The organism is Agrobacterium sp. 20P9.1.2 (assembly GCF_057799395.1).
The window spans coordinates 337,539-357,044 of sequence record NZ_JBYOKI010000005.1 but is presented as its reverse complement, the minus strand read 5'-3'; the positions used below and the strand labels follow the sequence as shown (position 1 = coordinate 357,044).

The 19,506-nt window shown below is 56.5% G+C and carries 15 protein-coding genes; 8 read left to right on the top strand and 7 right to left on the bottom strand.

Going from position 1 to position 19,506, the window contains the following annotated elements:
• Positions 1-30: 30 nt before the first annotated feature.
• Positions 31-846 (bottom strand): MurR/RpiR family transcriptional regulator, encoded by an 816-nt coding sequence (locus AC27VJ_RS16460; RefSeq protein WP_488684918.1) that lies wholly within the window; start codon positions 844-846, stop codon positions 31-33.
• Positions 847-1,005: 159 nt separating this feature from the next.
• Between AC27VJ_RS16460 and AC27VJ_RS16455 the strand changes: the two genes are divergently transcribed.
• Positions 1,006-2,628 (top strand): ABC-F family ATP-binding cassette domain-containing protein, encoded by a 1,623-nt coding sequence (locus AC27VJ_RS16455; RefSeq protein WP_488685003.1) that lies wholly within the window; start codon positions 1,006-1,008, stop codon positions 2,626-2,628.
• A 40-nt stretch (positions 2,629-2,668) separates the two neighbouring features.
• Complete coding sequence (locus AC27VJ_RS16450; protein WP_488684917.1) at positions 2,669-3,838, top strand: acetyl-CoA acetyltransferase; 1,170 nt, start codon at positions 2,669-2,671, stop codon at positions 3,836-3,838.
• An 84-nt stretch (positions 3,839-3,922) separates the two neighbouring features.
• On the opposite strand, the gene AC27VJ_RS16445 is transcribed toward AC27VJ_RS16450, so the two are convergent.
• The 3 genes from AC27VJ_RS16445 to AC27VJ_RS16435 form a co-directional block, all read right to left on the bottom strand.
• On the bottom strand, positions 3,923-4,156 hold the full coding sequence (locus tag AC27VJ_RS16445) for a DUF2171 domain-containing protein (RefSeq protein WP_113087652.1): 234 nt from the start codon (positions 4,154-4,156) through the stop codon (positions 3,923-3,925).
• Positions 4,157-4,265: 109 nt separating this feature from the next.
• Positions 4,266-6,011 (bottom strand): chemotaxis protein, encoded by a 1,746-nt coding sequence (locus AC27VJ_RS16440; protein ID WP_488684916.1) that lies wholly within the window; start codon positions 6,009-6,011, stop codon positions 4,266-4,268.
• Positions 6,012-6,184: 173 nt separating this feature from the next.
• A complete protein-coding gene (locus tag AC27VJ_RS16435) occupies positions 6,185-6,961 on the bottom strand; it encodes a helix-turn-helix transcriptional regulator (RefSeq protein ID WP_488684915.1) in 777 nt (258 codons plus the stop codon).
• An 857-nt stretch (positions 6,962-7,818) separates the two neighbouring features.
• Here AC27VJ_RS16435 and AC27VJ_RS16430 point away from each other — a divergent pair.
• From AC27VJ_RS16430 to AC27VJ_RS16410, 5 genes are all read left to right on the top strand, one after another.
• Entirely contained in the window at positions 7,819-8,805 is a 987-nt protein-coding gene (locus AC27VJ_RS16430; protein ID WP_353578481.1) for a fibrinogen-binding protein, read from the top strand.
• A gap of 161 nt (positions 8,806-8,966) precedes the next feature.
• Positions 8,967-10,982, top strand: a complete 2,016-nt coding sequence (locus AC27VJ_RS16425; protein ID WP_488684914.1) for a hypothetical protein — start codon at positions 8,967-8,969, stop codon at positions 10,980-10,982.
• A gap of 24 nt (positions 10,983-11,006) precedes the next feature.
• Positions 11,007-13,181 (top strand): type I secretion system permease/ATPase, encoded by a 2,175-nt coding sequence (locus AC27VJ_RS16420; RefSeq protein WP_488684913.1) that lies wholly within the window; start codon positions 11,007-11,009, stop codon positions 13,179-13,181.
• A gap of 4 nt (positions 13,182-13,185) precedes the next feature.
• The gene (locus AC27VJ_RS16415; RefSeq protein ID WP_488684912.1) at positions 13,186-14,538 is read left to right on the top strand and encodes an HlyD family type I secretion periplasmic adaptor subunit; all 1,353 of its coding nucleotides are present in this window, start codon (positions 13,186-13,188) and stop codon (positions 14,536-14,538) included.
• Positions 14,539-14,643: 105 nt separating this feature from the next.
• Positions 14,644-15,135: a hypothetical protein gene (locus tag AC27VJ_RS16410; protein WP_488684911.1), complete on the top strand. Its 492-nt coding sequence runs from the start codon at positions 14,644-14,646 to the stop codon at positions 15,133-15,135.
• Here AC27VJ_RS16410 and alkB read toward each other — a convergent pair.
• Both alkB and AC27VJ_RS16400 read right to left on the bottom strand, forming a co-directional pair.
• A complete protein-coding gene (gene alkB / locus AC27VJ_RS16405; RefSeq protein WP_488685002.1) occupies positions 15,130-15,774 on the bottom strand; it encodes a DNA oxidative demethylase AlkB in 645 nt (214 codons plus the stop codon). The genes AC27VJ_RS16410 and alkB overlap by 6 nt on opposite strands.
• Positions 15,774-16,412: a hypothetical protein gene (locus AC27VJ_RS16400; RefSeq protein WP_488684910.1), complete on the bottom strand. Its 639-nt coding sequence runs from the start codon at positions 16,410-16,412 to the stop codon at positions 15,774-15,776. Before AC27VJ_RS16400 ends, alkB begins: the two co-directional genes overlap by 1 nt.
• 118 nt (positions 16,413-16,530) lie before the next feature.
• Here AC27VJ_RS16400 and AC27VJ_RS16395 point away from each other — a divergent pair, with 118 nt between their 5' ends.
• Entirely contained in the window at positions 16,531-17,316 is a 786-nt protein-coding gene (locus AC27VJ_RS16395; protein WP_488684909.1) for a metallophosphoesterase, read from the top strand.
• 175 nt (positions 17,317-17,491) lie between these two features.
• Here AC27VJ_RS16395 and AC27VJ_RS16390 read toward each other — a convergent pair whose 3' ends face one another.
• Positions 17,492-19,312 carry an IlvD/Edd family dehydratase gene (locus tag AC27VJ_RS16390; protein ID WP_113089132.1) on the bottom strand — a complete coding sequence of 607 codons (1,821 nt, stop codon included), beginning with the start codon at positions 19,310-19,312 and terminating at the stop codon, positions 17,492-17,494.
• Positions 19,313-19,506: the final 194 nt, after the last annotated feature.

Genomic DNA, 19,506 nt, shown 5'->3' with positions numbered 1-19,506 from the left:
TTCCATTTTTCCCATTTTCAACATAAATATTCAATTTTGCCGATATGTGCCGACGCCGACGGCCAGCGCGATGGCAACACAAAGCGTTGCCGAAAGCGAGCGGAAAGCACCGAAATCCACCTCTGAAACCGCAAGGATGGTCGCACCAAGCTTCCGCATCGGGCTGACCGCCGTGTCCGTCAGCGCAACGACCGGGACACGTCTTGCCAGACTGGACGAGACGAGGTCCATCGTCTCCGCCGAGTAGGGTGAGAAGGTTATGGCGAGCACGACATCGCCGCTGCGGATCGCGCTTTCATTGTGCAACTGCCCGACAGAGGCATGCAGCATGGCGGGAACACCCATCTTTTCAAACGCATAGGCGAGATAACTTGCGACCGCGAATGAGCGGCGCAGCCCGATGATGTGGATGGTAGCCGCCTCGGCAAGAACCTTGATGGCAGTTTCGAACTCCTGCGGATCGACGGTATTCAACACGCTTTCAAGTGAGGCACGGCCTGCATCCACGAATTCGGCAAGCAGCAGCGCGCCGCCGTCTTCGCCATTGTTGCGCAGGTTGCTCAGCCGTGTGGTGTAATCCGGCCAGCCGCCGGTATAATGCTCGCGAAACAGCCGCTGCATGTCCGAAAAACCGGTGAAGCCCATGATCTGGCTGAAACGCATGATGGCGGATGGCTGGACACCAGCACTTTCCGCAAGCTCTGCCACGGTGGACACCGCGATGCGATCTGCATGACCGGCGACGTAATCGGCGCATTGGCGCAGGCGTTTCGGCAGGCTGTCCGTCACCTCCAGCAATCGCTCCTGAAAAGCTTCAACTGTTGCCGGGGCCGCATTTGCGTTCATCGCACGTCCTTCTTTTCTACGAATGGAATAATGACCATAGCAAAATGGAATATCTATTCCAAAATATTTCACAATGTTTCCATGGCGATTCATCTGATGACAGTGGGAGCCCGGCGTGGCATAGGGACGCCAATCCTCCAGCTTATCGGTTACGTCTCTATGATCCGCATCGAAAACATCAGCAAATCCGCCAGCCACCGCATCCTCTTCATCGAGGCCTCCGCTGCGCTCAATAAGGGCGAAAAGGTCGGTCTGGTTGGCCCCAACGGCGCGGGAAAGACCACGCTGTTTCGCATGATCACCGGTCAGGAACAGCCGGATGAAGGTCAGGTTGCCTCCGACAAACATGTGACCATTGGCTACTTCAATCAGGATGTCGGCGAAATGGCAGGCCGCAGCGCCGTGGCGGAAGCCATGGAAGGTGCCGGACCGGTGAGCGCGGTCGCGACCGAACTCCGCGAGTTGGAAGCCCGCATGGTCGATCCTGATCAACTCGACCAGATGGACGAGATCATCGAGCGTTACGGCGAAGTGCAGGCACGCTATGAGGAGCTTGACGGCTATTCGCTCGAGGGACGCGCGCGCGAAGTCCTGGCAGGTCTAAGCTTCAGCCAGGAAATGATGGACGGCGACGTCGGCAAGCTTTCGGGCGGCTGGAAGATGCGCGTGGCGCTGGCCCGCATTCTTTTGATGCGCCCAGACGTGATGCTGCTCGACGAACCGAGCAACCACTTGGATATCGAAAGCCTGATCTGGCTTGAAAACTTCCTGAAGACCTATGACGGCGCGCTTTTGATGACCTCGCATGACCGCGAGTTCATGAACCGCATCGTCAACAAGATCATCGAAATCGATGCGGGATCGCTGACGAGTTATACGGGTGACTATGGCTTTTATGAACAGCAGCGCGCCCAGAGCGAAAAGCAGCAACAGGCACAGTTCGAGCGCCAGCAGGCGATGCTTGCCAAGGAAATCAAGTTCATCGAGCGTTTCAAGGCTCGTGCCTCCCATGCTTCGCAGGTGCAGAGCCGTGTCAAGAAGCTGGAAAAGATCGACCGCGTGGAGCCGCCCAAGCGCAGGCAGACGGTGGCCTTCGATTTCCAGACCCCACCGCGCTCCGGCGAGGACGTCGTGTCCTTGAAGCAGGTGCATAAGGCCTATGGCCAGCGCACGATCTATGAAGGTCTGGATTTCATGATCCGCCGCAAGGAACGCTGGTGCATCATGGGCGTGAACGGGGCGGGTAAATCCACGCTTCTCAAGCTGATTGCAGGTACAGCCGAACCGGATGTCGGCAGCGTCAATGTCGGCGCCAGCGTTAAGCTCGGCTACTTTGCCCAGCACTCGATGGATTTGCTGGATGGCGAGGCCACGATCCTGCAATGGCTGGAACAGCGTTTTCCAAAGGCCGGACAGGCTCCGTTGCGCGCGCTTTGTGGCTGCTTCGGCTTTTCGGGTGATGATGTCGACAAGAAGTGCCGCGTTCTCTCCGGCGGTGAAAAGGCCCGCCTCGTCATGGCGGCCATGCTGTTCGACCCGCCGAACTTCCTCGTTCTGGATGAACCGACCAACCACCTTGACCTCGACACCAAGGAAATGCTGATCAAGGCGCTGGGCGAATATGAAGGCACCATGCTCTTTGTTTCGCATGACCGCCATTTCCTCGCAGCCCTCTCCAACCGCGTTCTGGAACTGACGCCCGAGGGCATCCACCAATACGGTGGCGGCTATACGGAGTATGTCGAAAGAACGGGCGCGGAGGCTCCCGGGCTGCTATCATAGGACTGCTTGAGGTACATTAAGGTTTTGGGAGGAACCAGGAATGGGTAAAGCGCAGATCGTCGGCTGGGCGCATGGCCAGTTCGGCAAATCACCGCTCGAAAATACCGAGCAACTGATGGCCTCCGTCGTTGCTCCGGCCATAGCCCATGCAGGCATCGAGGCTGCAGATATCGACGGAATTTTCGTCGGCGTCATGAATAACGGCTTTTCCAAACAGGACTTTCAGGCAGCCCTCGTTGCCATGAGCGACGAGCGGCTGGCGCATACGCCAGCTGTCCGCTTCGAAAACGCCTGCGCCACGGGATCTGCCGCGCTTTACAGCGCCATGGATTTCATCGAAGCTGGTCGTGGGCGCATTGCACTGGTGGTCGGTGCGGAAAAAATGACTGCGCTGCCGACCGAAGAGGTGGGCGATATTCTGCTTTCGGCCAGCTACCGTGCGGAAGAAGGCGATATTCCCGGCGGGTTTGCCGGACAGTTCGGTCGCATCGCTCAGACATATTTCCAGCGCTACGGCGACCGTTCCGAAGAACTGGCGATGATTGCCGCCAAAAACCACGCAAATGGAATGGGAAATCCCTTCGCCCATATGCGCAAGGACTTCGGCTTCGAGTTCTGCAATACGGTGTCGGACAAGAACCCCTATGTCGCGCCGCCGCTGCGGCGCACGGATTGCTCGCTGATTTCGGATGGAGCCGCAGCCATCATTCTGGCCGATGAAGAGATTGCCGCGACGCTGCAACGGGCCATCGGATTTAGAGCGCGCACGCAGACCAATGACATCATAGCGCTCAGCCGCCGCGACCCGTTGGCATTCGAGGGCGCGCGGCGGGCTTGGGCGAAATCGCTGGAGACGGCTCGTATTGACCTTAACGATCTGTCGCTGGTCGAAACGCATGATTGCTTCACCATCGCCGAACTCATCGAGTATGAGGCGATGGGACTGGCAAAGCCCGGCGAAGGACACCGTGTGGTGCGCGAGGGCATTACGCGAAAAGACGGTCGCCTTCCCGTCAATCCATCCGGCGGGCTAAAAGCCAAGGGTCACCCAATTGGTGCGACAGGCGTTTCCATGCACATCATGGCCGCGATGCAATTGGCCGAGGATGCGGGTGACATGCAGATACCAAACGCCAAGCTCGCCGGTGTTTTCAACATGGGTGGAACGTCGGTAGCCAATTACGTTTCAATTTTGGAACGCGTGAAATAGCGCAGACATACGGCGCAATTTGCCCACAAAAAAATGCGGCCTGGCTGGCCGCATTTTTGGAATATTTGAACCGATCTCAAGAAATCAGTTCAGGGTTTCCCAACCGCTGCGCACGTCGGAAGCCGACTTGCTGAGATGGACATGGGCGTCTACATGATCGACCCATTCCAGCGGAATGAGGTGGTGCTTGCCATCGGCTGCATCGGTCTTGGTCAGCTTGATGCGGCTCTTGCCGTCCATATGGTCGACAGTGCCAACATGGCTGCCATCGGCGGAACGCACTTCCATGTGCTCGCGAATCTGGTCACCAGAAATCATTTCTGTTTCCTCCTGTTTGTTTTTCAAGTTGCGAGGAGGAAATGGAAATGCTTCGGTTTCGTTCCCGCTTTTAACGGGAAACAATTTCTGACAATCAGCCTATCGACGTTTAGAACAGCGCATCTGCGAAAAGATCGTCGTCGTCAGCGGCAGCGGACTGGCTGGCCGATGCAACAGCGGCAGCATTGGCTGTCGCGACATAGGCGGGCAGAAAGCGGACGTGGATGTCGCGTTCCTGAGACATGGTGTAAAGCTTGTAAACCCGGTGGCTGAAGCCCTCGACCTTGTCGCTAAAGCCGGAGACGTCGGCATCGAAACCTTCGGAGAGCTGCGCTGCGATCTGGCAGCATTCATTGAAGGTGTGGCCGAGCGCGTTTTCGAAATCGAGCGTGACGACCGCAGAGCTGATGCGGCTGAAAACGGCTTGGCCTTCTTCGGCTAGCGACTCGATACCGGCGTCCATCTGCTCCTTGGCGCCGCGAATGGCGTGAAGGGCATCGTTCAAAGGCACGGCCATATCGGCGGAAAGGCCCTGCCCCTGCTTTGCAAGCTGGCTTGTTGCGCTTTCCACGCGCTGCAACTCTTCAACAATGGCGTCGGCTGGCGTTTCGAGCTTGCCCGCAAAGACGCGCATTTCACCACTGACGACGTTGACGGACCTGCCGGCGTCACCAAGTTTGGAGCAGCGCAGATTGGAGTTCAGCGCCATATAGTGAATGTCGATCTTGATAGACCGCAGAATTTCGATGCCACGCGACAGTTCCTGCGCGCTGTTGGTGACCGAAAGAACCACGTCGTCGGCATCCGCACTGCTTTCCTGTACGCGGGCCACCAGAGCGCAGGCTTCGACAATGCCCTGCTCCATGAGCGCCAGAGTGCTGCTATCGCCATTGCGTGTCTTGTCGATCAACTCGTCGCGCAGCGACAGAATGCGTGCGGCATCATCCGCGAAGCTGGAAATGCTGGCGAAAATTTTGGTGCAGTCGCGATGGAAATCGGCAGCGGTTTCATCCATCTGGGCGCTGGCCATTTGCAGGACCGCTTCCTGAAGAATGGCATGTTCCGTGCCATCAAGCTCCTTGCCTTCTGCGGACGACGCAAACTCGTCCAGCATTTCCAGCATGCTTTGAATATGTTCGATACGCTGACGCGTGATATCGCCGATCTGTAGCGAGGACAGAACGGAGCCGATCTTGCCCTGAATGGTCTGGGCGATCTTCTTCACCTGCGCGGCAATATCCGTCATTTCCTGATGCTGTTTGGAGATGCGCTCGGAATTTTCGTTCAGGCCGGAAATGATGTGCGGAATGGTGGCGTCGAAATCCGCCAGCGTGGTGCTGGAAAAGGAACGGGCCTTAACGAGCTGCGAATGCATTGCATCCAAATTCTTCGCGAAGCGACCAACCTCGTCCGCGCCGGACTGAATGCGTTCGCGAATTTCATCCGCGAAGCCTGCGAATTCCGCAAGGCCAGCGCCAGTGATCTTAACGGTCACGGCAAAGGTCTTCAGATAGCGGATTGTCTCATGGATATCGTCTATATGGCCGCCGGTAGACGAACACATGGCTGCCAGCGAATTGAAGGCGGCCTGACGGGCCTGCTCCGTTTTGGGCAACTGGGCCAGATCGTTGATGGTCTGACGCAGCCCATCAAGCGTGTTCTGCGCCGTCTTTCCATCAATCGTTCCGGTCATTCCATCGAGAATACCAACAAGATTGCCAAGAATTTCCATGACGGAGACCAGCACTGCACCGCCATCGAGAAACGTCTTCTCGATTTTGGCATGGGCTGCCGTCAGCTTGCCGCTGAATTCGGCCTGCCGATCAATCCTGTAGGTCGCTTTCTGTTTCAGCATGGCATTCATCGTCGTTTTCCGATCTTGCGTTACGAGCAAACGCTAGCGGCATTTAGGAAACGACAGGTAAATCAAAGAGGGCTAGAAAACCGAAATGGTATTTACAGTTAACAGTTGAGTAAAATACTCTGGTTAACGGAATGCGTCAGAGATGGAGTGGCGAAAATCGCCACTCAGTTGTGCCATTTATTGCCGTCGTTCGTGGCATCATCCTTGTTGAAGAAGCGGGATGCAGCCTCGGTCCGGTTGCGGACATTCATCTTCTTATAGATGTTGCGAACGTGGACTTTCACGGTGTTTTCCGACAGGTGCAGACGATCTGCTATGATCTTGTTCTGGGTGCCCTTGCAAAGCAGGTCCAGAATTTGAACTTCGCGTGTCGTCAGTGCGGAAAACTCGTTCTTGCGGGCAGTTAGCGCATCAGCTCTGTTCGCAACCACGGCACGCGTATCATAAACGGTGCGGCTGGAAACCTCAGGCCCGGCAGTCAGCCTGCCCAGCAGTGCGGAGGGGAAATGCTCTCCGCCCTTGATAAGAAGATCGACCGCCGCCATGAAGACATCGAGCCGTAGATTGAGCGGCAGGACACCATCTATAATGCGTGTTTCCACCAGTTGCTTGAGATAGGCCTCAATCATATCGATCGCATCTATCACCAGCGCAATCTGTGCGTCAGGATGTTTGGTACGGACTTCCGTCAGCAACTCACCGAGTCTGGAGCCGGACAAGCGGTAAAGCAGAACGAGCTTGACGTCTCGTAGCTGCCCTTCCGGTATGGAGGTGGACGAGGCGGCGCTGAGAACATCGCATGCCGGAAACTTCTTGCCCAATGCCTCCACAAGACATTCGGAAAAAAGATCCGCATTGGCCACGACAAGTATCGTGCCGTCTGTCGACAGAACTCTGTTATTTTGTTTTGCGTCTATAACCCGTGATGCAACCATGAACATATACGCCTCCCTGTAGCGTTACGCAGATACTCTGTTCCATGCTGGCGCGCGGTGAACCGGCGAAGTACCATTGAACGGGCGCTTCGAAGTTATCACTGCTTTCATTTTTTTAGTTATTTATTAATCATGAGAAATAGTACAAATTGAACCCGAAATAAATTGCCCAAACGGGTTAGTGTGGCGCTAAAGGCATAATAAGTAGGGGGTTTTTCATTTTTCTAATGCATTACGCGCGCGCAATAAAAATATAAGTAAAAAATTACATTATTCAGTTGCATAAACATCATGCAATAATTTTTGCTTGTGTATTTTTTCCTTCATAGCGATGGCTTTTCGCTACTTTTCAGGGCGAACACTTGAGCCAAGACGCAATTTTTTTATTTCAGCAAGTGACCATATTTCGAAAATTGTGCCGATCGTGGACATAATCCCTTCGAAAATGATCACGATCCGCACATCGGGGTTAAAGAATGCTTAATCCCATTTGGTAGCTGGAAACCCGCAAACATCTCGGACACATTCAGCCCCGTTGCAACAGACCGCAACCGGTTCGACCCTACCATCTCTGTTTATGTTGCGATGGAACGGGCAGTCCGAGACGAAATGATCAGACAGACAGAAAGCATGACATCTGCAAGCGCCTTGGCGGTTGCGGAACTGGATATGCGCATGTCCGTAGCAGTGTCTTGTGCATTCCCAAAAACAACGGCCTGAAAAATCCGGGCCAATAGCCGCAGACGAAACGTCGGTGAGTACGTCTGCATATGTGTGAACCTCGGAGTAAGCGCGAGTAAAATCCCATTTAAGATGAGAGGGATTTCGAAAAGCTGCTCCGAACTTTTTCGGAGGATATAAACATGGGTTACCCACAACAGCAGCCAGCAGGCGACGATATCACGAAAGTCGGCGCTCTCGCCGATGGATTTGCCAACACAGCCACAAACGACAGCAGCGTTGACGACAGCAATGTCGGCGTTGGCAACGGTGGCAACCGCGACAACACCTATACCGACAATAGCCAGAACCTGGACGTCGATGCCAAGGTACAGGTCGCGACCGACAATGGTGACAACCGCGATAACAGCTATGACTGGAATTACGACAGCAAGACCCATACTGACATCGACACCAACACCACCACGAATTCGAACAACACGAGTGTCACCGATAACGACACGAATGTGAAAAGCGATTACGACTGGAGCTACGACAGCAAGTCTACGAGCATCAGTGACAACGACAACAAAACAATCACCAACACACACACAGATACCGACACTAAGAACTTCAGCTATTCCAACACGGATACCGACATCAAGACCACGTCGGACAGCTTCAACACAGCTTTCTCCAAGACGGATAGCGACTTCTCGACAATCGAACACGTCAAGGATGTCGGCAATCTGGGTGTTGCCGGTGGTGACATCGCCTTCAACCTCGGTGACGACTTCTCCTTCTCGCTCAATGTCGACAACATCCTCAACAACTCGTTGAACGGTGATGGCAACGACAGCGCATTCAGCCTTGTGCAGGCCAGCCATCTGGCTGATCAGGACACGGCCTACAATGTGACCATGGACAACCAGAACGCCCATAACGACCTCAGCACCAGCGGTGGCGAAGCACACGGTGCACAGGGTATGGACATGGACGGCAAGGGTTGGGACCTCAAGGTTGGCGACGATGCTTCGGGCACAAGCTCGACCAATGCCTCCTCCATACTGGCGAACTCCGGCTACCACCTGGAACTGGTGCAGGGTGCAAACCTTCTCACCAACTCCTTCGACGGTAGCGTCATTGGCGGCGACTCGCACCACACTGGTGAAGACGCAAGCGGCTCCTGAGACCTCACTCTCTAGATCGAAAAGACTGCACCGGCTGATGCCGGTGCAGTTTCCGGCTGGACAGCCGGTAGACCCAGCTGCACGGCGCGCCGCCTGAAGCCGAAACCCGGCTTCCTCCACGGCAGCAAGACAGGGACGGGTCTGAAGAGGAGGGACAAACCATGTATATGGACAAGATTTCAGACATGATCGCCCACTTTATTGGGCTTTTTGATACCGAAATCGAAGAGACACGACTGAGAGCGCATTACGCTGGAGGCCAGGGTCTGCATGACGACACCGCGCTGCCACCGCATGAGGGCGCCCAGGACCTCGACCAGACCTATGACACACCTCTTGAAGATTACGATCCGGGCGTAAAATACCGCGACGGGCATTACCAGTTCAGCGTCACACGCACGCACCATGCTTTGTCTTTCGAAGACGCAATTCGCAGACATTCGCACGCCGCGTCCTATGATTTCTCCGGCTCGCATTTCAGGATGCCGGGTGAAGTCGATGAGTATCAGGAGCAGCCCAAGCTCGTTCTCTACACCGGCCCCGGCTCCACCATCGCCCATGTGTCGCAGCTAACACTGCTGCAAGATGACGACTATCTCAACATGACGGATGGTCCCAATGTTGCGCGCGACACGACCTATGTCACCGAGCGCACCACCGAATATTACAACGAGGCCGCCCGCTTTACCCCCTTCGACAGCTACCACCGCACCGACACCTATGATGGATTGCAATCTATCGCCAAGGATTTGCACGACTACATCACGCAGGCCAGAGACAACAATGTCTCATCGCTCGGCACCGGTGCGGATCAGGATTTCGTCGTTGCCAGCCATTCGATTACCGGCACCTATGTGAATGGCGTCGCGGCAACGGCACTGCCTGATGTCGATGACTTCATGCCGGATCGCGGCATTGCCAAGCCACCGACGGACCCGACAGAGAGCGATACGCCGCTGGAAAGTCACACCGGTGCTGGCAACAGTCTGGATGTGGCCGCCGGCGCCAATGTGGTCGCCAACATCGTATCCGTGGTCAATACGGGCGTCGTCGCACCTGTCATGGCCGTGATGGGCGATTATCACCAGATCGATGCCATCACCCAGTCCTATGTCTATAGCGATCACGACACGGTCGATGCAGCCTTCACCCGCGAGGATCACGCAGGCACCGTCGCCAACAATATCGCAGCCTTTCAGAGAACGGTCTGGGGCGAAAGCGCCGATGGCAGCCACACAGAAAGCACGCCAGACGCTGCGGTTTTCCCGACCGCATGGCGGGTGAGCTATATCGAAGGCGACGTGTCCTTCGTCCACTGGATCGAGCAATATCACTTCGTTTCCGACAACGACACCATGACGGTGACGACATCAGGTGCGGATGTGAGCGTGCTGACGGGCGGCAACAGCGCCGTCAATCTGGCCAACTTCCTCGGCATCGGCATGCAATATGATCTGGTTATCGTCGGCGGCAATGTGCTGGACATGAACATGATCGCGCAGGTCGCGGTTCTCTATGACAACGACAAAATTCATGCGCTGGCCGGTTCGACATCCGGCGCGACCGTCCAGACCGGCAACAACCTGATCTGGAACGAGGCATCGATCCACAATGTCGGCGCCAATGATCGCTTCGCATCGATGCCCGACTATATGGTAGAGGCCGCCAAGGCGATCAATGAGCGCGATCCGCATATGCCCGAGGGGCTTTCGACCGACCCCAATTTTGCAGGCTATGCCGGTCTCAATGTTCTCTACATCACCGGCAATCTCTATGACGTCACCTATGTCAAGCAGGTCAGCGTTCTGGGGGACTCCGATGACGTGACCCAGGCCGCCTCGAAGGTGCTGGCTAATAATGAGAACGCCACGGTCCACATCGATACCGGCAGCAATGCCGTCGTCAACATCGCGCAGATTACCGATTATGACAGCTTTGGCGGATCCACCTATGTCGGTGGCCACCTCTATTCGGACGCCGTGCTGATACAGGGCGGTCTCATCGAGAACGACCCTGCCCATCCGCATCCGGCAGCGCTGGCCAACGAAGCCATCGCTTTTCTTCATGACGACACCAGCACCACCAGCGACCACACAGACGGTCTCATCAATGCAGGGCACGACCTTTCCTGGTCGCAGGCTCATCCCGTCGATGTGATGCAAACGGCCGTCGCGTGACGGACTTTTCAGGGGAACGTGGATATGGATCATATTTCAAGAGACGAGATCGAGAAGGGACGCGTTCTCGATCTGACCGGAAAAAAGGATGGCGAGGGTGATGGAAACCTGACCGAAGCCTGCATCACCGCAATCAACGATGCCGTCGATAATCTGCGTCAGCTTTCATCGGCAGCGGCCAAGGAGGCCGCGGCGCAGGACACGGTAAAAGCTGCCGAACAAGTGATTGAAGCGCGTGTAACGCCCGAGCAGGAAGTCCCACCGGTTCACCCTGCATCCCGCGATGCACCGGGCGAAAAAGCCGATCTCAAATCCAGCCCTGAACTCCCCTTCGTCAAGACCATCGACAATAATGACGGTCCGATCCGTGAGAATGAGCGCCGCCCCACCACGGGTGGCGGCGGCAACGGCAAGGAACCGGACCTCAATGGCGGTGGCGGCGGGGGCGGCGGAGGCAACCAGCACGGTTTTCACAAACGCAGCGAACCCGTCAACTTCGCTGCAAGCCTTGCAAAGGGAATCTCCGCCGTTCGCCGCAACATGGTGATCGTGATGCTGTTCACCATCGCCATCAACATTCTGCTTCTGGCCATTCCGCTTTATCTGTTCCAGATTTCCGACCGCGTTTTGACCAGCCGCTCCATGGATACGCTGGTCATGCTGACCATTGCCGTCATCGGTGCGGTGCTGTTGCAGGCCTTCATGGATTCGATCCGCCGCTTCATTCTGATGCGCACGGCAGTTGAGCTGGAAGTCCAGCTTGGCGCGCCGATCCTCAGTGCTGCGGCGCGCGCCTCCCTGCATGGCAGCGGGAAGGATTACCAGACATTACAGGACCTTCAGCAGCTTCGCTCATTCCTGACATCCGGCACGCTGATCGCGTTTCTGGATGCACCTCTGATGCCGCTTTTCGTGCTGGTGGTCTATCTGGTTCACCCGCATCTCGGCATCATCATCATGGCGTGCTGCGCGGTCCTCTTCATCATCGCCTGGCTGAACCAGAAATTCACGCACAAGCAGTTCGCTGAAGCCAATGGCTATGTCAGCCGCGCCAATTTCCACCTCGATTCCATGTCGCGCAATTCGCAGATCATCAATGCGCTGGCGATGATACCCGAGGCCGTGAAGATGTGGGGCCGTGAGACAGCAGGCTCGCTGAAATCCCATGTCGCCGCGCAGGATCGCAACATCATGTTCTCGGGCGTTTCGAAGGCCTGCCGCATGATTACCCAGATCGCGCTTCTGGGCTGGGGTGCGCATCTGTCGCTTTCCGGCGAATTGACCGGCGGCATGGTGATTGCGGCCTCGATCGTGTCGGGCCGTGCGCTGGCGCCTATCGAAGGTGCCATCGAAGGTTGGCACCAGTTCAACAAATCAGCGTCCGCCTATGGGCGCATCAAACAGCTCCTCATCAACTCGCCGCTCAACTTCCCGCGCCTGCGCCTGCCAAACCCGGAAGGACGGCTGGATGTGGAGCGCATTCTGTTCGTGCCACCACCACAGAAGAAGGTGATCCTGAACGGCATTTCCTTTTCGCTGAAAAAGGGAGAGTCGCTGGCCATCATCGGTAATTCCAGTTCCGGCAAGACGACACTCGGCAAGATGCTGGTCGGCTCCATTCTGCCCACATCAGGCAATGTGCGCCTTGATCTCATGGACCTGCGCAACTGGGACCAGCGCCAGTTCGGTGAAAGCATCGGCTATCTGCCGCAGGACGTGCAGCTCTTCCCCGGCACCATCAAGGCCAATATCTGCCGCATGCGCGACGATGTCGACGACCGGCAGATTTATGAGGCTGCGGTTCTGGCCGATGTGCATGAGCTGATTGCCGGCTTTCCGCAGGGCTACGAGACGGTGGTCGCAGCCGATGGTGCACCGCTTTCCGGTGGCCAGAAGCAGCGCATCGCCCTCGCACGCGCTTTCTTCGGCGACCCGAAATTCGTGGTGCTGGACGAACCCAACTCCAACCTCGACACGCAGGGTGAACAGGCGCTGGCAAAAGCGCTGCTGCACGCCAAGACGCAAGGCATCACCACCGTTACCATCACCCAGCGCCCTGCCCTGCTGCAATGCGTCGACAAGATCATGATTTTGAAAGACGGATCGGTCGCGATGTTCGGAGAGCGGATCGAAGTGCTGAAAGCACTTTCAGGCAACCGGGGTCAACAATCCAGTCAATCTCCGCAGATAGAGGGTTAAGGCCATGGTTTTCAAAAGAAAACAAAAACAGGCGGAGGCAGGTCAGCTGGAATGGTACAGTGAGGTCCCGCGCTCCATCCGCATGTATAGTGTCACGGGTCTGGCCGTATTGTTCGCAGCCTTCGGAGGCTTCGGTTATTGGGCAGGCACGGCACCGCTGGCTTCCGCCATTATTGCCCAGGGCAGCTTCGTCGCGACGGGCAACAACAAGACCATCCAGCATCTGGAAGGCGGCATCATCAAGGAAATGATGGTGAGCGAAGGCGACGTCGTGAAAGAAGGCGACGTTCTCGTCGTTCTTGATAAGACAGCCGCACTTTCCAACCAAAAAATGATCAATCTCAAGCGGCTTCGCCTTGAAACCATCGTTTCCCGTCTGCGTGCCGAAGCTCAGGGTGAAAAGACGTTCAAGGTGCCAGACATCGTCATGGCGGAAGCAAGCGACCCAGATGTAAATGCCATCATTCAGGGCCAGAACGTCGTTTTCCATAGCAAGCAAATCAAGCTCGACGAGCAACTGAATCTGATCGAGAAGAACATCCGGTCACTCGAGTTTCGCTATACCGGCTATCAGGGACAAAAGTCATCTTTTGAACGCCAGCAATCGTTGTTGGAGCAGGAGCGCGATTCCAAAGCGAAACTTGCAAAAGACGGCATCATCCGCAAAACAGACATGATGGCGCTGGAACGCGCCATCGCTGACGCCATGGGTGACATCGCCCGTCTCGACGGGGAAATGAACCAGAGCGAGGCGGAAATCGCCAAATTCCATCAGGAAGCGGTAATTGCCGTCAATTCCAACAAGCAAGCAGCGCTCGACGCGCTGGACACTGCCGAGGCCGATCTCGATGGCGTGCGCCAGCAATTGCGTGAAGCATCGCAGGTTCTTGACCGCACGATCATCCGCTCTCCGGTTAACGGCACGGTCATTCGCTCCTATTACCACACGGCAGGTGGCGTCATCACCACCGGCAAACCCATCATGGAAATCCTGCCTGCCCATGTGCCGCTCATTCTCGAAGCACAGGTGCTGAGAACCTCCATCGACCAGTTGCATGAGGGACAAACGGCGGCAATCCGCCTTTCGGCCCTCAACCGTCGCACCACGCCGGTGCTGGATGGAAAGGTTTTCTACGTTTCCGCCGACAGTATCGAGGAAAATGCAGGTATGCAGGTCAAGGACGTCTATATCGTCCGCGTTCAGATTTCTGACGAGGAACTGGCAAAGGTGCACGGCTTCCATCCAGTACCCGGCATGCCTGCCGACGTGCTGATCCAGACATCCGAGCGGACGTTCTTCGAGTATCTGACGAAACCGATTGCCGACAGCATGTCGCGTGCCTTCAAAGAGCGCTGAGCCGAAAATCAGCGTTCTTCCTCCCGAGACATCGGCCCGGAAATCCTTATCGATTTCCGGGCCGATGCTGTATGATTGCCCCATGCTTTGGGCCGGAGGGTTGAAATGGCAGCCATGTCTGACGTCTTGTTGCTGGTGGGCCGTCTCAACTATGTCTGGACCAACACCGAAAGCCTGCTGATCTACATCATCGCCCATCTGTTGAAGGTCGAGAAAGAGGCGGCCATCGTCGTGTTCCTGACGCTCAACACGACGCGCGCGCGCATGGATCTGGTTGAGCGCCTCGCCAAACTCCGCTCGACCCCAGCCGCCGACCGGAAAGCGGTTTTAGGCGCGATGGCGCGTCTGAAAAAAGAGTCGAAGACGCGCAACAAATACAATCACTGTATCTATGCCTTCGATGAAAACGGCGACATTTCCAGCACACAGCTGATGCGGCTTGTGGAGGATGACAAGCGGGTACGTTACGGCAAGGTAGAGCCTGTGGACGCCGCCGAGATAAAGCTTCTGGAACGATCGATTGCGGAGATTACAGACATCAGCAAGGATATGTGGGTTTTCATCAAAGAGAGCAAATACGTCTCTGGCGATCTATAGCGCCGTGCGACGGAAGGTCAGATTATAGCGGACGCGGCCTGCCTCCTCATGGCTGCCCTCCTTCAACGCCGTAATGCCGTGAAAGAACAGCCTCGATGGGCCGCCCCAGACAACGACATCGCCGTGGCTGAGTACGTATTTGCGAACCGTATCACTGCGACTGATGCCGCCGAACTGAAAAGTGGCAGGCAGGCCGAGTGACACGGAGACGATGGGATTGGTGAAATCCTTTTCATCCTTATCCTGATGCAGCGACATTTTCGCCCCCGGCTCATAGCGATTGATCAGGCAGGCATCCGGAACGAAATCTGGATACCCAGCATCTTTGGCCGCGTTGACGGCGAGAGACAGGAAAGCGTTTGGCATGGCGGGCCAAGGCTTGCCACTCTCCGGGTCCGTGCTTTGATAACGATAGCCTTTGCGATCTGTAACCCATCCAAAGGGGCCGCAATTTGTCATGGCGACAGACATGGAAAAACCGCCGGGCGTAACCATATGTCGGAACGGAGCAGATGCGGATATGGCATTGATCTGCTTCAACAAATCGCTCGCGTCTTTCAAAGCGTAACGACGCAACAGCCAGGCACCTTGCGCCATTTCTTCATTGGCGTTTTCAAGGTTTGAGAAAAGATCATCCATCATGCCGCGGCATTCCCATTCATCGCCGCAAGTGAGGGGTGAAGCAGGGGGCGATATCCGGCGCGCAAAGTACGCAATGTCGAAGGTGGTGTCAGCAGGCCATTGACAAAGGGCAATGTTCTGGCGTGCTCGTAGCCCTTGGCGCCCCAGCGATATGGCTTGCCCTTTGCAACGACGAAGGCGTCGCCCGCAGCGGCAATCATCGCTCCATCAGGCAGTTCCTCCAGCGGTGACAGCAGCATGTTGAGACGCTTGCGGCGCGACTGGAGCCGTTCTTTATGCAGGACGCTATCAATGTCCTTGGCATTGGGCAGTGGCTTGGCATTGCCCGTGGCCCAAGCGGTCCGGAACCGATCCGCATCATCTCTGCGGCAAACGAAGCATGGACGATGACCGGCGGCCAGAGCCGTTGCTTCGTCAAAGAAGAAAAGCTCCGTCCAGCTGCGCGTCGCCATCACGTCGCGGCGGACATTTTTGTAGCTGCAACTGCAAACGATCCAAGCCTTGGATGTCCAGCGCTTCGTGGTCAGGGTCTTCGTCTGGGGGTCGTGGAGGATGCCGCGATTGCCGGTGAAAAGCCCGCGAAGAGGCAAATCGACGATGTCTCCAAACGGATCGACGCGGTTTTGCAACGGCATATTCCCCTCCCATCCTTCTTGAGCAGTCCAAAAGAACACACGGAAAAGAGACGATTTTAGGGAGAAATTGCGCCCCGGTCCGGTCGTCAATGTCGCGTTAAGCACATTGGTTCATACCTTGTCAGGATTCGTGGCCACGCCGTCACCGTTCAAGAAGGTCCGCCCCAACATGCACACGCCCGAGATGCGCCGCAAACTATTCTCCCACGACAGACCCGACATCATCTACGCCATCGGCGATGTGCACGGCTGCTTCGATCTGCTGCAGGCGCTGCAGCAAAAAATCCTCGACGATGCGGCGCAGCAGCACGGCTCGAAATGGATTGTGATGCTGGGCGATTATGTGGATCGCGGGCCGAAATCCTCCTATGTTATCCATGAACTGATGCAGCCAATGACGGGCGATATCGAGCGCTTCTGCCTTGCCGGAAACCACGAACAGACGATGCTGGATTTTCTGGCCGATCCGCGCAAGGACCATCTATGGCTCCAGTTCGGCGGCATGGAAACGCTGAGGTCCTACGGTATTGGTGAGATACCTGATGACGTGAAGGCGTTCCGAACCCAGCTCCACGAGATGATCCCCGACGATCACATATCCTTCATGGCTTCGCTGCCATCGCTGTTGGCCGTGCCGGGCCTCTGCTTCGTACATGCGGGCGTGGTCAACGGCATTCCGCTACAAAGGCAAGAAGACAAAAACCTGTTGTGGATACGCCCAAAGGATCAGACCATGCCGGGGGCCGACAATCTGTTTCTGACCATACACGGCCACACGCCGGTTCGCAGCGTGTCGCTGACCGACAACCGGCTGAATGTCGACACGGGCGCTTTTATGACGGGGCGGTTGTCTGCGGTGAAGATCACGCGCGGCGGCGGCATTACGGTGATGCACGCGGAATAACTAAAGGTAAGGCACCGTTGGTGTCCGTTTGTATGAGATAAAACCCTCGCTCTCCGTCATGCTCGGGCTTGTCCCGAGCATCTAACCACGTTTGAACTTGTGGCTCGTTAGATCCTCGGGACAGGCCCGAGGATGACGAGGGGGGCTTCGCTGAAGCTCCCTTCTTTTCGTAACCTTAGTGGTTGTCGCGAGGCACGCCCTTGGTCTGGGCAATGCGCTGATACTTGACGGCATTTTCCAAAACCGCGCCAGTTTCCATCTGGCCGACGAGGCCGCGCTGGATTTCCTGCCATGGGGTCTGGTGGTCGGGATACTTGTACCCGCCAGATGCGGACAGGGCCTCATAACGCTTGGCCAGTTCTTCGGCAGAGATCAGAATGTCTGCCTTGCCGTTGCCAACGTCGATGCGAACACGGTCGCCGGTCTGAAGGATGGCGAGACCGCCACCGGCAGCAGCTTCTGGCGATGCGTTGAGGATGGACGGGCTGCCCGATGTGCCGGACTGACGACCGTCACCGATGCAAGGGAGCGAGGTAACGCCCTGCTTGAGCAGGTAGTCCGGCGCACGCATGTTGACGACTTCTGCCGCGCCCGGATAACCGATGGGACCGGCACCGCGCATGAACAGGACCGTGTTGGCGTCGATGCCGAGCGACGGATCGTCGATACGGTGGTGGTAATCTTCCGGTCCATCGAACACCACGGCCTTGCCTTCGAAGGCTTCCGGATCGTTCGGGTTGGACAGGTAACGCTCGCGGAATTCAGGCGAGATAACGCTGGTCTTCATGATAGCCGACGAGAACAAGTTGCCGCGCAGAACACGGAAGCCTGCACGCTCCTTGAGCGGCTGATCGAACGGACGGATGACCTTTTCGTCTTCGATGATGGCACCACGGCAGTTTTCGCCAATGGTCTTGCCGTTGACCGTCATCGCGTCTTCCTTGATGAGACCCTGCGTCATCAACTGGTTGACGACAGCTGGAACACCGCCTGCGTGGTAATAATCTTCACCGAGGTATTCACCGGCAGGCTGAAGGTTGACCAGCAAAGGCACTTCTTCACCGTAGGTCTGCCAGTCATCGACCGTCAGTTCAACATCGAGGTGGCGGGCCAGACCATTCAGGTGGATCGGCGCGTTGGTGGAGCCGCCGATGGCCGAGTTGACGCGGATAGCGTTGATGAAGGCGTCCTTCGTCATGATGTCGGAAGGCTTCAAGTCTTCCTTGACCATTTCAACGATGCGCAAGCCGGTGAGGTAGGAAATTTCCTGACGGTCGCGGTATGGTGCCGGAATAGCGGCAGAGCCCGGAAGCTGCATGCCGAGTGCTTCGGCCAGCGAGTTCATCGTGGTCGCCGTACCCATGGTGTTGCAATAACCCGTGGATGGGGCCGAAGACGCAACCAGCTTGACGAAACCGGCGTAGTCGATTTCGCCCTTGGCCAGAAGTTCGCGGGCCTTCCAGACGATGGTGCCCGAACCGGTGCGTTCGCCACGGAACCAGCCGTTCAGCATCGGGCCGACGGACAGCGCGATGGACGGAATGTTGACGGTGGCCGCCGCCATAAGACAGGCAGGCGTGGTCTTGTCGCAGCCGATGGTCAGCACGACGCCGTCGAGCGGATAGCCGTACAGCACTTCTACGAGGCCAAGATAGGCAAGGTTACGGTCAAGACCGGCGGTTGGGCGCTTGCCTGTTTCCTGAATCGGGTGAACCGGGAATTCGATGGCGATACCGCCGGCTTCGCGAATACCTTCGCGCAGACGGTTGGCAAGCTCAAGGTGGTGACGGTTGCAGGGCGAAAGGTCGGAACCCGTCTGGGCGATACCGATGATCGGGCGATCCGACTGCAATTCCGCCTGGCTGAGGCCGAAGTTCATGTAGCGCTCGAGATAAAGCGCCGTCATATCCGCATTGTCAGGGTTATCGAACCAAGCGCGCGAACGCAGCTTACCGCCCTTACCTTGAGTTGCGGGTAGGTTGTTCGAGTCTTTCATGATTTTGGTCTCCAGCCGAAAGTGGCGAATGGGTACGACAACAGGATTGCGACGACCTTGTGATGAGCGGCAGAGAAAAGAGCCCGGCGGGCAGGCGCACGCACCACGTCCAGCTGAGGACATCGCCCCAGGAGACCCGTCTTCTGAAAACAGTCGATGACGATTGTCACGAAATTTCCGCCCTGAATTATTCT

Coding starts and splice junctions, on each gene's coding strand:
- alkB (WP_488685002.1), bottom strand. CDS start 15,774: ATGGATGATCTTTTCTCAAACCTTGAAAACGCCAATGAAGAAATGGCG.
- AC27VJ_RS16430 (WP_353578481.1), top strand. CDS start 7,819: ATGGGTTACCCACAACAGCAGCCAGCAGGCGACGATATCACGAAAGTC.
- AC27VJ_RS16435 (WP_488684915.1), bottom strand. CDS start 6,961: ATGTTCATGGTTGCATCACGGGTTATAGACGCAAAACAAAATAACAGA.
- AC27VJ_RS16455 (WP_488685003.1), top strand. CDS start 1,006: ATGATCCGCATCGAAAACATCAGCAAATCCGCCAGCCACCGCATCCTC.
- AC27VJ_RS16420 (WP_488684913.1), top strand. CDS start 11,007: ATGGATCATATTTCAAGAGACGAGATCGAGAAGGGACGCGTTCTCGAT.
- AC27VJ_RS16450 (WP_488684917.1), top strand. CDS start 2,669: ATGGGTAAAGCGCAGATCGTCGGCTGGGCGCATGGCCAGTTCGGCAAA.
- AC27VJ_RS16400 (WP_488684910.1), bottom strand. CDS start 16,412: ATGCCGTTGCAAAACCGCGTCGATCCGTTTGGAGACATCGTCGATTTG.
- AC27VJ_RS16460 (WP_488684918.1), bottom strand. CDS start 846: ATGAACGCAAATGCGGCCCCGGCAACAGTTGAAGCTTTTCAGGAGCGA.
- AC27VJ_RS16425 (WP_488684914.1), top strand. CDS start 8,967: ATGTATATGGACAAGATTTCAGACATGATCGCCCACTTTATTGGGCTT.
- AC27VJ_RS16410 (WP_488684911.1), top strand. CDS start 14,644: ATGGCAGCCATGTCTGACGTCTTGTTGCTGGTGGGCCGTCTCAACTAT.
- AC27VJ_RS16445 (WP_113087652.1), bottom strand. CDS start 4,156: ATGATTTCTGGTGACCAGATTCGCGAGCACATGGAAGTGCGTTCCGCC.
- AC27VJ_RS16415 (WP_488684912.1), top strand. CDS start 13,186: ATGGTTTTCAAAAGAAAACAAAAACAGGCGGAGGCAGGTCAGCTGGAA.
- AC27VJ_RS16390 (WP_113089132.1), bottom strand. CDS start 19,312: ATGAAAGACTCGAACAACCTACCCGCAACTCAAGGTAAGGGCGGTAAG.
- AC27VJ_RS16440 (WP_488684916.1), bottom strand. CDS start 6,011: ATGCTGAAACAGAAAGCGACCTACAGGATTGATCGGCAGGCCGAATTC.